The following is a 13,358-nucleotide window of genomic DNA, read 5'->3' as shown; positions in this document are numbered from 1 at the left end:
ATCGAACTCGCGTGCGTCTTGCCGGGAATATCGGGGCTGCTGTGGCAGCGGTTTGATAAAGATTCTTCGCCCGTTCAGGGAATTTCCGGGCGAACCGGGCGAATTGTCCATTCCGGTTGTGCGGGGCGCGCATCGGCCGGATTCGTGCGGCGTGCGGTGTCCGGATCCGCGCGGCCGCGCGGCGGGCGGCCGCGGGGAACGGCGAAAGGCGCCGCCCGGGGGAGTCGGTGCTCACCCCGGGCGGCGCCCGGTCCGTGCTGTCCGCGGCCGGCCGGTCGTCCCGGCCGGCCGCGGGGGAGGGTCGTGCCGTCCGTCAGAAGGTCAGCCGCCACTTGTCGATGGTGCCGGAGTCACCCGAGTACACGTCCTGGACCTTGAGCTTCCAGGTGCCGTTCGCGGTCACGCCGGAGGCGTCGACCGTGTAGGTCTCGGAGACGTTCGCCTCGGAGTCCCAGGCGTCGGCGTCCTTGAGCCGCCAGGTCTTCCCGTTCGGGGCGACCAGGTCGATCGCGAGGTCACCGCGGTAGGAGTGGGTGATGTTGACGTCCACCTTGAGGGCGGAGGAGCCGTTGCCGCTCCGGGTGACGACGATCGGCGAGGTCGCGGCCGCGCCCGCGTCCGGGATGGCCACCTGGGTGGCGTTCTCGAAAACGCTGCCGCCGCCCGTGGTGTTGACCGTCCACTTGAAGGAGGTGGAACCGGTCTTGCCCGCGGCGTCCTTGACCGTCACCGTCACGTTGCTGGTGCCCGTGGTGGTGGGGGTGCCGGAGATCAGGCCGGTGGAGGCGTTGATCGTCAGGCCGGCCGGCAGGCCGGTGGCCGAGTAGGTCAGCGCGCCGCTCGTCGAACCCGTGGCCTTGATCTGCAGGGAGACGGCCTGGTTCACGATGCTGGTCTGGTCGCCGGGGCTGGTGACCGAGACACCGGACGAGGCACGCGGCCCGACGTTGATGGCCGCCCAGGCGTTGGCCACGTTGTTGTACGTGTCGCTGTTGACGCCGAAGAGCTCGCCGGCCGCCCACAGGGTGGCGTCGCGGGCGCCCTTGTAGTCGGTGTTGGAGCGCATCCGCTCGGTCAGCGCCTTGAACCAGATCTTCGCGGCGTTGTCCCGGCCGATGCCGGTGACGGGCAGGCCGTCGGAGGTCGGGCTGTCGTACTGCACACCGCCGATGACCTTGGAGCCGCTGCCCTCGGAGGCCAGGTAGAACCAGTGGTTGGCCGGGCCGGAGGAGTAGTGCACGTCGAGCCCGCCGAGGCCGGAGTACCAGGCGTCCTTCGAGGCCCTGTCCCGGCTGGGCTTGTCCTGGTAGCGCAGCGGGGTGCCGTCACCGTTGATGTTGATCTTCTCGCCGATGAGGTAGTCGCCCGGGTCGACCGGGTTGTTGGCCCAGAACTCCACGGCGGTGGCCATGATGTCCGAGGTCGCCTCGTTGAGGCCGCCCGACTCACCGCTGTAGGTGAGGTTGGCGGTGGCGGAGGTGACGCCGTGGGTCATCTCGTGCGCCGCCACGTCGATCGAGGTGAGCGGGATGCCGTTGCCGTCGCCGTAGGTCATGCAGAAGCAACTGTCGTCCCAGAAGGCGTTGACGTAGTTGTTGCCGTAGTGGACGCGGCTGTACGCGCCGACGCCGTCACCCCGGATGCCGCTGCGGCCGTGCACGTTCTTGTAGTAGTCCCAGGTCAACTGGGCGCCGTAGGCCGCGTCCACGCCGGCGGTCGCCGGGTCGGAGTTGGACCCGTTGCCCCAGACGTCGTCGCTGTCGGTGAACAGGGTGCCGGTGCCCGACGTACCGTGGTTCAGGTTGTACGTCTTGTGGCCGCCGCGCGTCTGGTCCCAGAGCTGGTAGACGTTGCCGACCTTGGTGGTGCCGATCTCGACCCGGCCGCTGTGCTGGCTGTTGCCGATGCCCTGCTTGACGCCCTGGAACTCGAAGAGCTTCTTGCCGGTCTTCGCGTCCGTGATGACGTGCAGTTGGCTGGGCGTGCCGTCGTCCTGAAGGCCGCCGACGACGGTCTCGTAGGCGAGCGCGGGCTTGCCGTTCGCCGCCCAGACGATCTTGCGCGGTGCCTTGTCGGCCTTGCCGGCCTTGGAACCCTTGGCCCGGGCCGACGTGACGGCGTCCTTCTCGGCCGCCGAGGCGGCGAGGGACGGGGTCGTGGTGGCGACCGCGATGCGCTGCTTGGTGGCCTTCGCGATGGTCTTGACCTGGCCGCCCTTGGTGGCGTCGACCACCAGGTCGCCGCCGAGTACCGGCAGGCCGTCGTACGTCCGCTCGTAGCGCGTGTGCACCGTGCCGTTGGCGTCCTTGACGACGTCGCGGACGACGAGCTTCTCCTTGGCCCCGAGGCCCAGGGTCTTCGCCGTGTCGGCCTTGGTGGCGTTGGCGTCGCGTATCAGCTCGGCCCGCTGTGAGGGTGACAGCTTGACCGGCTCGGCGCCCGGATCGGGCTTGTGGATCGACTGCCGGGGGGCCGTCGGAGCGGCCTTGTCCTGCCCGGCCGAGGCCGAGGTCGTCTGGACGCCCACGGCGAGCATGGCGGTGACGGCGACGAGGGCGCCGGTCGCGACGGCGCGTCTCTGGGGGGTGGGTCTCACGCTGACTCCTTCTGCGGACGACCACGACCGATGGGTGTGTGGCCGGATGGGCGACCGGGCGGCGTGGGGAGCCGGCCGGCAGTTCACGGCAGAACCAGTGGAGAGAAGGGAGGAGGTAGGTCCTCCGGGAAAAGGGGTGAAGAAGTGGTGGGGAGGGTGGGGTGGGGCGTTCCCGTCCGGGACCGGGTGGAGGTGCTCCGGTGCGGTACGGGAGCCACGGTGCGGGTGCTTCGACGGTGAAGCCCCGACGGGGAGGCTTCGGCGGTGAAGCCTCGGTGCTCGAACGTCTCGCTGTGGGGGGCTTGCTGTGGGGAGTGCGGGGGTGGGGGGTGTTCCGGCGCCGGTTGTGGTGAAGAGTGCCACCGCCTCCTGGCGGATGTCAGGAGCGCGTCAACAAGTTGGCCGGAAAATGTCCGTTGGCCAAAGATCGCTGTCCGAATAGCGGGCGTTATGCCGGGGGTTGGGCGGGGAAGGGCGGTCCGGGCCGTGCGGTGTGGCCGGAAGACGCCTTGCCTCACGGCCGGAAGACGGCGGCCGGCCGGACGCGGCCGGTTCCGGCGGCGATGCGCGGGGGCGCCGGGCGGTGCGCCGGCTGGGGGCGTGGCTGCTGCCTCGCGGCCGGGCCGGGCTGCCGCCTCGGCCCGGCCGCGGCTGCCGCCGCTGCCCCGACCCGGTTGTCGCTTCCACCTTGGCCCGGCTGCCGCTTCAGCCCTCGTGGCGGCTGTTGTCTCTGCCTTTGCCCTGGCCGTGGCTGCTGCCGCGGCATGGCTGCTGCCTCGGCCCTTGCCGGAGTTGCCGTTCGGCCTGGCCCGGGCTGCTGCTTCAGCCCTTGTGGCGGCTGTCGTCTCTGCCTCTGCCCCGGTCGTCGCTGTTGTAGCAGCGGGCCGCTGCCTCGACCCCTGCCGGAGTTGTCGCTCGGCCCGGCCCCTGCTGCTGCTTCACCCCATGTGGCGGCTGTTGTCTCTGCCTCTGCCCTGGCCGTGGCCGTCGCCGCGGCATGGCTGCCGCCTTGGCCCCTGCCGGAGTTGTCGCTCGGCCCGGTCCCGACTGCCGCCTTGGAATTCCTGCGCCCCGGCCTTGCCGTCGCGGTCGCGGCCGATTCCCCGGCCGCCGTTCGCCGCCGGGCTGGGCGACCCCGTTCGCGGGCGGGCCGTCAGGCCAGGCTCTCGCGCCATGCCCGGTGCAGTGCCGCGAACCTCCCTTCGCCCGCCGTCAGTTCGGCCGGAGTGCCGTCCTCCACCACTCGGCCGTCGGCCATGACCAGCACCCGGTCGGCGATCTCCACGGTCGAGAGCCGGTGCGCGATGACCACCGCCGTCCGGCCGCGCAGCACCGTGCGCATCGCCCGCTGGACGGCCCGCTCGCCGGGGATGTCGAGCGAGGACGTGGCCTCGTCCAGGACCACGACGGCCGGGTCGGCGAGGAGGGCGCGGGCGAAGCCGACGAGCTGTCGCTGGCCGGCGGAGATGCGGCCGCCGCGCTTGCGCACGTCGGTGTCGTAGCCGTCGGGCAGGGCGGTGATGAAGTCGTGGGCGCCGATGGCCTTGGCCGCGCGTTCGATGTCCGCGCGGGTGGCGTCGGGCCGGCCGACGGCGATGTTCTCGGCGATGGTGCCGGAGAACAGGAACGCCTCCTGGGTCACCATCACCACGTGCCGGCGCAGCTCGGCGGAGGACAGGCCGGTGAGCGGGACACCGTCGAGCAGCACCCGCCCCTCGGTCGGGTCGTAGAACCGGGCCAGGAGCTTGGCGAGGGTGGACTTGCCGGCACCGGTGGAGCCGACGACCGCGACGGTGTGCCCGGCGGCGAGGGTGAGGTCGAAGCGGGGCAGCACCTCCCCGCCGGTGCGGTAGGCGAAGCGCACTCCCTCAAAGACGACCTCACGGCCCGGATCACCGGCGGGCCGCGGCGGCAGTGCGACGGGCCGCTCCGGCTCGGGGACCGTGGGCCGCTGGGCCAGCAGACCGGCGATCTTCTCCAGGGAAGCGGCGGCGCCCTGATACGAGTTGAGGAACATGCCGACCTGGTCCACCGGGTCGTAGAGCCGCCGCAGGTACAGCACCGCCGCCGCCAGCACGCCCAGCTCCAGCCCGCCGGCGGCCACCCGATAGGCACTCCAGACCACGATCGCGGCCAGCGAGGCGTTGCAGATCAGCCGTGAGGTCGTGACGTAGCGGGCCATGCTGTGCATGGCGTCCACGTTGGTCTCCCGGTGCACGCGGTTGAGCTCGGCGAAGTGCTCCTCGTTCACCGCCTCCCGGCGGAACGCCTGGACCGGCCGGATGCCGTTCATCGTCTCCGCGAACTTCACGATGACGGCGGCCGTGGCCGTCGACTTGCGGCGGTGCACGGCCAGCGACCGGTGTCGGTAACCGCGCATGACGACGGCGAGCGGGACGAAGGACAGGGCCGCCGCCGCGCCCGTCCGCCAGTCCAGCCAGGCCAGGGTGGCGGAGACGAGCAGGACGGACGCGGCGATGCCCATCAGCTCCTGGAGCCCGTCGTTGAGCAGCTCGCGCAGCGCCTCGACGTCGGTGGTGGCCCGGGAGATCACCCGGCCCGAGGTGTAGCGCTCGTGGAAGTCGACGCTCAACGTCTGCGCGTGCCGGAAGATCCGGCCGCGCAGGTCGAGCAGGGCGTCCTGGCCGGCCCGGGCCGAGACCCGGACGAAGGCCAGTTGGAGCAGGCCCGAGGCCACCGCGCAGACCAGGTAGGCGGTGCCCACCGCGACGAGCGGGCCGTAGTCGTCCCGGCGGACGGCCGGCACGGCCCGGTCGATGGCGACGGCGACGAGCAGCGGACCGGCCTGCACGGCCGCCTGCTGGGCCAGCAACAGGAGCACCGCGAGCCACACGCGCCCGCGCGCAGGCGCCAGCAGGGAGCGCAGCAGCTTCAGCGAGGCGCCTTTGGGAGCGGCCAGGACGTCCTGTGCGACCGGGTCGTCGGCGGGTGGGCCCGGCGGGCCGTCCGCGGGCGCCCCGGCGGCCCCCTCGGCCGGCCGGGGGCCGCTGTCCCTTGGTCCGGAGACGGTGGAGGTCACGGTCGGTCGTCTCCTTCCTGGTGTGCCGGGCCCTGCCGGCGTCCTGGGCCTTCTTCCTGCCACGCCGAACCATTGCCGCGTGCCGGGCCTTCCGCGCGTGCGGGCCCTTCCCGGCGGTCCGGCGGCAGGTGATCGCCGTGCGGCTCCCGCCCGTCCTCCGAGGCGGACATCAGCCACGCGTACTCCCGGTTCTCGCGCAGCAGCCGGTGGTGGGTGCCGACGGCCGCGATGCGGCCCTCCGACAACAGCGCGACCCGGTCGGCGAGCAGCACGGTCGACGGCCGGTGGGCGACGACGAGCGCGGTCGTGGTGGCGAGCACCTCGCGCAACGCCCGTTCCACCTGCGCCTCGGTGTGCACGTCGAGCGCCGAGAGCGGGTCGTCGAGGATCAGGAAACGCGGCTCGCCGATCACCGCGCGGGCCAGGGCGAGGCGCTGCCGCTGGCCACCGGAGAGGCTGAGCCCCTGCTCACCGACCTGGGTGGCGGTGCCCTGCGGCAGCGCCCGGACGAAGCCGTCGGCCCGGGCCACCGCCAGCGCCCGCGCCAGCTCGGCGTCGCCCGCGCCGACGCCGCCCATCAGCACGTTCTCCCCCACGGACGCGCTGAACAGAGTGGGTTCCTCGAACGCCACGGCCACCAGCTCGCGCAGGCGCTCACGGGGGAGCGTGGCGGCGTCCCGCCCGTCGAGAGTGATCCGGCCGGCGGTGATTTCGTGCAGCCGGGGGATCAGTGCCGTCAGGGTCGTCTTGCCGCTGCCGGTGGCCCCTACCAGGGCCATGGTCTCCCCGGGCCGGATGTGCAGATCGACGCCGCGCAGCACGGGAGGGGCGTCCGGCGGCGCGTCGGGGTACCTGAACTCCACGCCCTCCAGGCGCAATCCACCTCCGGAGGCCGTGGCACCGGCCGTCGCCGACACAGGAACGCTCTTCGGCGCAGGCGCAGGCGCAGGCGCAGGCGCAGACGCACTCTCGGACACGGATACGGACAGGGGCACGGGCACGGGCACGGCGGTGGACACGGCCGCGGAAGCGCCCGCGGACGCGCCCGGCGACCGGGGCGCACCTCCCGGTGCCGACGGCCTCTCCGGCACCGACGACCCTTCCGGCACCGGCGCTTCGTCCCGCACCGGCGGCCCCCGTCGCCCCGGTCCATCCCCCGGCGGTGTGACGTCCCCCGCCACCGGCGCGGCCCCCGACGTCCCACCGTTTCTCGACGCGTCGGCGTCCTGTGACGCGGCAGCATCCTGTGACGCGTCGGCGTCCTGCGACGTAACGGCGTCCCCCGACGCGGCAGCGTCATCGGGCACCGGCACGTCCAGCACCTCGAAGTAGCGGTCCGTCGCCGTGGCGGCCTCGTTGGAGAGCGCCAGCAGGAAGCCGATGGACTCCACCGGCCAGCGCAGCGCCAGTGCGGTCGACAGGAACGCCACCAGCGCTCCCGCCGTCAGACCGCCGTCGGCGACCTCCCGGACGCCCAGCACCAGCGCCGCGCCGACCGCCACCTCGGGCAGGATCATGATGACCGCCCACAGCGCCCCCAGCAGCCGGGCCTTGTGCAGCTCCGTCGCGCGGACGCGGCCGGAGAGCGCCTCGAAGGCCCGCTGCTGGCCCCGGTGCCGGCCGAAGCCCTTGATGATCCGGATGCCGAGGACGCTCTCCTCCACCACCGTGGTCAGATCGCCGACCTGGTCCTGGGCGGTGCGCGCGGCCAGCGAGTAGCGGGCCTCGAAGGAGCGGCAGAGGATCACCAGCGGGACGACCGGGGCGAGCAGTACCAGGCCCAGCGTCCACCGCTGGAGCAGCAGGATGACGAAACCGATGACGATCGTCAGCCCGTTGACGACGAGGAACGTCAGCGCGAACGCCAGGAAGATGCGCAGCAGCATCAGGTCGGTGGTCGCGCGGGATATCAACTGCCCGGAGGCCCAGCGGTCGTGGAAGGAGACGGGCAGCCGCTGGAGGTGGCGGTAGAGCGCGGCCCGCATGGTCGCCTCGACCTCGGCGAGCGGGCGGGCCACCAGCAGCCGGCGCAGGCCGAACAGGACGGCCTCCAGCACGCCCAGCACCAGGATCGCCAGCCCGCCGAGCCACACCCCGGACGGGTCGCCGTCCGCGATCGGGCCGTCGACGGTCCACTTGAGGGCCAGCGGGATCACCAGGCTCATGGCCGAGGCGAACACCGCCAGGACCGCGCCCCCCAGCATCCGGCCGCGCGCCGGCCGCACGAACGGCCACAGGCGCAGCAGCGAGCGCACGGCGGAGCGCTGCGCCTCGGCCCCGGGTGCTTCACGGATGTCGGTCATCAGTGGGGAGCCTACGACCCGCCACTGACAACGCTCACTCGGATTTCCGCCCTAGGCCAAGGGTCGTGCGCCGCCCTCCGCCCCGCCCCCGGTCACCTGTCCCGGCAGCACCTTCCACACCACAACGGACCGCGCCTCCACGGTGATTGGGGCTCCCGCGGACCGTCGCGCGCCCGGTGCGGCGTCCTGTTCCTCCAGGGCCGTGTCGACGAGCAGTTCGTACGCCTCCGCCCACGGCGGCCCGGGCAGTGTGAACCGGACCGGCTCCTCCCCGGCGTGCAGGACGACGAGGAAGCTGTCGTCCGTGACGGGCGTGCCGTCCGGGCCGTGTTGGGGGATGTCGCCGCCGGAGAGGTACATGCCCAGCGTGGCGGCGGGCGCGTACCAGTCGGCCTCCGTCATCTCCGTGCCGCGCGCCGTGAACCAGGCGAGGTCCCGCAGCCCGTCCGACGACTGCGGCCGGCCGGAGTAGAAGGTGCGGCTGCGCAGGACGGGATGGGTGCGGCGGAGGGTCAGCAGCCGGGAGGTCAGGTCGGCGAGGGCGCGCCAGCCCGGCTCCTCCAGTAGCGACCAGTCGACCCAGCCGGTCTCGTCGTCCTGGCAGTAGGCGTTGTTGTTGCCGCCCTGGGTGCGGCCCATCTCGTCGCCCGCGACGAGCATCGGCACGCCGGTGGAGAGCAGCAGCGTGGTCAGCAGGTTGCGCGCCTGCCGGCGGCGCAGGGCCAGTACGTCCGGGTCGTCCGTCGGCCCCTCCGTGCCGCAGTTCCAGGAGCGGTTGTCGTCGTTGCCGTCCCGGTTGCCCTCCCCGTTGGCCTCGTTGTGCTTCCGCTCGTAGCTCACCAGGTCGCGCAGGGTGAACCCGTCGTGCGCGGTGACGAAGTTGACGGACGCGTACGGCCGCCGGCCGCCCCAGGCGTAGAGGTCGCTGGAGCCGGAGAGCCGGTAGCCGAGGTCCCGGACGTCCGGGAGGGCGCCGCGCCAGAAGTCCCGTACGGCGTCCCGGTAGCGGTCGTTCCACTCGGTCCACAGCGGTGGGAAGTGGCCCACCTGGTAGCCGCCCGAGCCGACGTCCCACGGCTCGGCGATCAGCTTGACCCGGCGCAGCACCGGGTCCTGGGCGATCACGGCGAGGAACGGCGAGAGCATGTCGACGTCGTGCATCGACCGGGCGAGCGCCGCCGCCAGGTCGAAGCGGAACCCGTCCACGCCCATCTCCGTCACCCAGTACCGCAGCGAGTCGGTGATCAGCCGGAGCACGTTGGGCTGGACGACGTGCAGGGTGTTGCCGCAGCCGGTGTAGTCGGCGTAGCGGCGGGGGTCGTCCTGGAGCCGGTAGTAGCGGCGGTTGTCGACGCCGCGCAGCGAGAGCGTGGGCCCGAGCTCGCCGCCCTCGGCGGTGTGGTTGTAGACCACGTCGAGGATGACCTCGATGCCGGCCGCGTGCAGCGCCCTGACCATCCGCTTGAACTCGCCGACCTGCTGGCCGCGGGTCCCGGTGGCGGCGTAGGCGGCGTGCGGCGCGAAGTAGCCGATCGAGTTGTAACCCCAGTAATTGCGCAGACCGCGCCGGAGCAGGTGGTCCTCGTGGGCGAACTGGTGCACGGGGAGCAGTTCGACGGCCGTCACCCCGAGGCGGACCAGGTGGTCGAGGGCGGCCGGGTGCGCCAGCCCGGCGTAGGTGCCGCGCAGCTCCGGGGGGACGCCGGGGTGGCGCATGGTGAAGCCGCGGACGTGCAGCTCGTAGATGACGGTGTCGGCCCAGGCCGTCTCGGGCCGGCCGGCGCCGGCCGGGACGTCGTCGTCGGCGACCACCACGCCCTTGGGGACGAACGGCGCCGAGTCCCGCTCGTCGCGGACGGTGTCGGCGACGTGCTGCTGCGGCCAGTCCCGGACGTGCCCGTACAGCTCCGGCGGCAGTGGTCCCGAGCGGCCCGGAGGGTGGCCGAAGTCCCCGTCGACGGCCCGGGCGCAGGGGTCGAGCAGCAGTTTGGCGGGGTTCCAGCGGGCGCCCGTCCAGGGGTCCCAGCGGCCGTGCACACGGAAGCCGTAGCGCTGCCCCGGCAGCACGCCCGGCACGAAGCCGTGCCATATCTCGTGCGTCAACTCGCTGAGGAAATGCCGGGTTTCGCGCTGCTCCCCGGTGGCGTCGTCGACGTCATCGAAGAGGCACACCTCCACCGCCTCGGCGCCCCCGGCCCACAGGGCGAAGTTCGTCCCCGCGACCCCGTGCGCCCCGACGCCGAAGGAGGCCCCCAGCGGCTCGGGGGAGCCCGGCCACACCGCCCCCTCGGCGCCGCGCTCCACCGGCCGTCCGTTGACGGCGGCGGCCGGCGCACCGGCCGTCCGGTCCGCCGGTCCGGTCTGGGGGCGGCGCCCCGTCTGCTGCTCCGATGTGCTCGACACGTGTTCGCCTCCGGCGGCTCTCGGACGGCGCGCACCGGGCACCCGGCGTCCCGTACGGGTGTCCGGCGGTGCGGCCTCCGCCCCGCGTCCCGGGGCTCCTTCGGGGTTTCCTTCCCACTCCTGCCCGGTTCCGCGCATGTCCGGCCCGGATCCTCGTATGCGCTCACACGTGTGACCGGGCGCGGCAAGCGAGTGCCGGTTCGTTTCCCGTGGGGAACCGGGTCGTTGGGACGGATGTGACAGGATTTGCCCTCCCGCGCGCCCTGCGCGGACTGTGCGCCCTCGCCGCCCTCGCCATGCTCTGCGGCTGCGCCGCCGACGCCCCGCGCGCGACACGGTCCCACTCCGCCGCCCCGGTGGCGGCGCCCTCGGACGATCCGCGGCCGGTCGCCGGGCTGATCCGGGTCACCCCGCGCCCCGGCGCCCGGGAGGTCCGGGCCGCGGACCGGTTCGAGGTACGGGTGCGGCAGGGGCGACTGGAACGGGTGCGGGCGATCCGGATCCGGGACGGCGTCCGCCGCCCGGTCGCCGGGCGGATCTCCGCCGACGGGCGCCGCTGGCGGCCGGACGCCCGGCGGGTGGCGCTCGCCGCCCGCTACACCGTGGACGTGACGGCCAGGGACGCGGCGGGCCGACGGGCGACGCAGCACAGTGAGTTCCGGACGTACGTCCCGGAACACCGCGTCGTCGCCGCGGTCGCCCCCGACCCCGGCGCCACGGTCGGCACGGGCATGATCGTCTCCCTCGCCTTCAGCCGGCCGGTCGCCGACCGGGCCGCGGTCGAACGGGCCGTCAGGGTCACCGCCTGGCCGCGGACCGAGGTCGCCGGCCACTGGTTTGGCCCCTCCCGGCTGGACTTCCGCCCGCGCCGGCGCTGGGCGCCCGGCTCCCTCGTCACCGTCGACCTGCGGCTCCGCGACGTCCGCGCGGCGCCCGGCGTCTACGGGCTCCAGCGCCGGAGCATCGCCTTCCGGGTCGGCCGCGACCAGGTGAGCACCGTGGACGCCGCCGCGCACACCATGACGGTGGTCCGCGCCGGCCGGACGCTGCGCACGGTGCCGGTCACCACGGGCGGCCCCGGGACGGAGACGTACACGGGCCGGATGGTGATCAGCGAGAAGGCGCCGGTGATCCGGATGAACGGTGACACGGTCGGTTTCGGCGGCGCGTACGACATCAAGGACGTGCCGCACGCCATGCGGCTCACCGCCACGGGGACGTTCCTGCACGGCAACTACTGGGTTCCCGCCGCGACGTTCGGCGCCCGGAACGTCAGCCACGGCTGCATCGGGCTGCGGGACGCGGAACACGGGGGAGGCGCCACCCCGGCCGCCTGGTTCTACGGCGCGTCCCTCGTCGGCGACACCGTCGAAGTGATCAACTCCGGGCGGAGCCCGGTGCTGCCGGACAACGGGCTGAGTGGCTGGAATCTGACCTGGGCACAGTGGCGCGCGGGCTCCGCGCTGGACCGCTCGGCCTCCTCCACCGGGGTGGATTGACCCGGTCGGCACCCTATGCACCCCCGCTCGCGTGCCACTTGGAACCCAACGGTGACCTTGGCGGGACCGGGCTGTCCGATCCGTATGGTTATCTATCGCCATGCGCGGAGGACGCGCTTCGGGGGCGCCGCGTGGCCGCGGGCCGTGCGATGAGGAGAGAACCGTAGTGAACGTGTTGCCGCTGTCCGGAAGAGCCGGGAGAAGGGGCCGCCGGGGAGCGCTGTCCGCCCTGGTACTGGCCGCGGTGATGACCGTGGCGACCGCGTGCGGAGGCGACAAGGAAGCCTCGGATCCGGGCGGCAAGGCGGGCAGGAAGGTCGCCGCCGACGGCCCGTCCCAGGCCATGGTCTCGATCGCGGTCAAGGACGGCGCGACCGGCGTGAAGACGAGCGGGGCGCTCAAGGTCACCGCCGAGCAGGGCACTCTGACGTCGGTGAAGGTGACGGACGGCAAGGGCGGCCGAATAGAGGGGAAGATATCCCGCGGCGGGTCCCTCTGGGAGCCCGTCGCCCACCTGGCCGCCTCCACCAAGTACGCGGTGGACGCGATAGCCAAGGACAAGGAAGGCCGCGAGTCCGCCAAGCACGCGTCGTTCACCACCCTCACCCCGCAGAACACCTTCGCCGGTTACTTCACGCCCGAGGACGGCAGCACCGTCGGCGTGGGCATGCCGGTCTCGCTCACCTTCAGCCGGGGCATCACCAACCCCAAGGCCGTGGAGCGGGCGGTCAAGGTGACCGCCGAGCCCGCCGTCGAGGTCAAGCCGCACTGGTTCGGCAACGACCGTCTCGACTTCCGCCCCGAGAAGTACTGGGCCGCCGGCACCAAGGTGACGCTGAACCTGAACCTCAACGGCGTCGAAGGCCGCCCCGGCGTCTACGGCACGCAGACCAAGACCGTGAAGTTCACCGTCGGCCGCCGTCAGGTGAGCACGGTGGACGCCAAGGCGCACACCATGAAGGTCGAGCGCGACGGGAAGATCATCAAGACCGTGCCGATCTCCGCGGGCGCCCCCGGCCACTCGACCTACAACGGTCAGATGGTCATCAGCGAGAAGTACGAAGTGACCCGGATGAACGGTGACACGGTCGGCTTCGGTGGCGAGTACGACATCAAGGACGTGCCGCACGCGATGCGCCTGTCCACGTCCGGCACCTTCATCCACGGCAATTACTGGTCCGGTTCGGGCACCTTCGGCTCCGAGAACGCCAGCCACGGCTGCGTCGGCCTGGAGGACCAGCGCGGCGGCGGCGACCCCTCGATGCCCGGCTCCTGGTTCTTCAAGAACTCGATGATCGGTGACGTCGTCGTGGTGAAGAACTCCGACGACAAGGTGATCGCGCCGGAGAACGGCCTCAACGGCTGGAACATGCCGTGGTCGGAGTGGACGAAGGGCAACTGACCCCAGCCCTCCCACACCGTCCCTCCCGAACCTCCCGTCCCGTCCTTCCCGTCCCGTTCGGCACGGCCCGGCGCACTGTGACCAAGTGCACCGGGCCGTCGCCGTTTCCCGGCGT

Annotated in this window: 6 protein-coding genes; 2 read left to right on the top strand and 4 right to left on the bottom strand. The window is 72.7% G+C overall.

Going from position 1 to position 13,358, the window contains the following annotated elements; translation table 11 throughout:
- Positions 1 to 313: 313 nt before the first annotated feature.
- From ACZ6X9_RS01470 to glgX, 4 genes are all read right to left on the bottom strand, one after another.
- Positions 314 to 2,596, bottom strand: coding sequence for a M4 family metallopeptidase (locus ACZ6X9_RS01470; protein ID WP_469775889.1), 2,283 nt, complete (start codon positions 2,594 to 2,596; stop codon positions 314 to 316).
- A gap of 1,153 nt (positions 2,597 to 3,749) precedes the next feature.
- Complete coding sequence (locus ACZ6X9_RS01465; RefSeq protein ID WP_469775888.1) at positions 3,750 to 5,636, bottom strand: ABC transporter ATP-binding protein; 1,887 nt, start codon at positions 5,634 to 5,636, stop codon at positions 3,750 to 3,752.
- On the bottom strand, positions 5,633 to 7,939 hold the full coding sequence (locus tag ACZ6X9_RS01460) for an ABC transporter ATP-binding protein (RefSeq protein ID WP_469775887.1): 2,307 nt from the start codon (positions 7,937 to 7,939) through the stop codon (positions 5,633 to 5,635). Before ACZ6X9_RS01460 ends, ACZ6X9_RS01465 begins: the two co-directional genes overlap by 4 nt.
- Before the next feature lie 51 nt (positions 7,940 to 7,990).
- A complete protein-coding gene (gene glgX / locus ACZ6X9_RS01455) occupies positions 7,991 to 10,342 on the bottom strand; it encodes a glycogen debranching protein GlgX (RefSeq protein ID WP_469775886.1) in 2,352 nt (783 codons plus the stop codon).
- A gap of 236 nt (positions 10,343 to 10,578) precedes the next feature.
- Between glgX and ACZ6X9_RS01450 the strand changes: the two genes are divergently transcribed.
- Together ACZ6X9_RS01450 and ACZ6X9_RS01445 are read left to right on the top strand one after the other, a co-directional pair.
- Positions 10,579 to 11,841, top strand: coding sequence for a L,D-transpeptidase (locus tag ACZ6X9_RS01450; protein WP_469775885.1), 1,263 nt, complete (start codon positions 10,579 to 10,581; stop codon positions 11,839 to 11,841).
- A 166-nt stretch (positions 11,842 to 12,007) separates the two neighbouring features.
- Positions 12,008 to 13,243 (top strand): L,D-transpeptidase, encoded by a 1,236-nt coding sequence (locus ACZ6X9_RS01445; RefSeq protein ID WP_469775884.1) that lies wholly within the window; start codon positions 12,008 to 12,010, stop codon positions 13,241 to 13,243.
- Positions 13,244 to 13,358 lie beyond the last annotated feature (115 nt).

The sequence above is a fragment of the Streptomyces sp. NPDC052910 genome, assembly GCF_055585605.1.
The sequence above is the reverse complement of the archived record's forward strand: the minus strand, read 5'-3'. Positions and strand labels throughout refer to the sequence as shown.

Bases quoted from the DNA above. Each gene is read 5' to 3' on its own strand.
- ACZ6X9_RS01460 (WP_469775887.1), bottom strand. From the start codon at position 7,939: ATGACCGACATCCGTGAAGCACCCGGGGCCGAGGCGCAGCGCTCCGCC.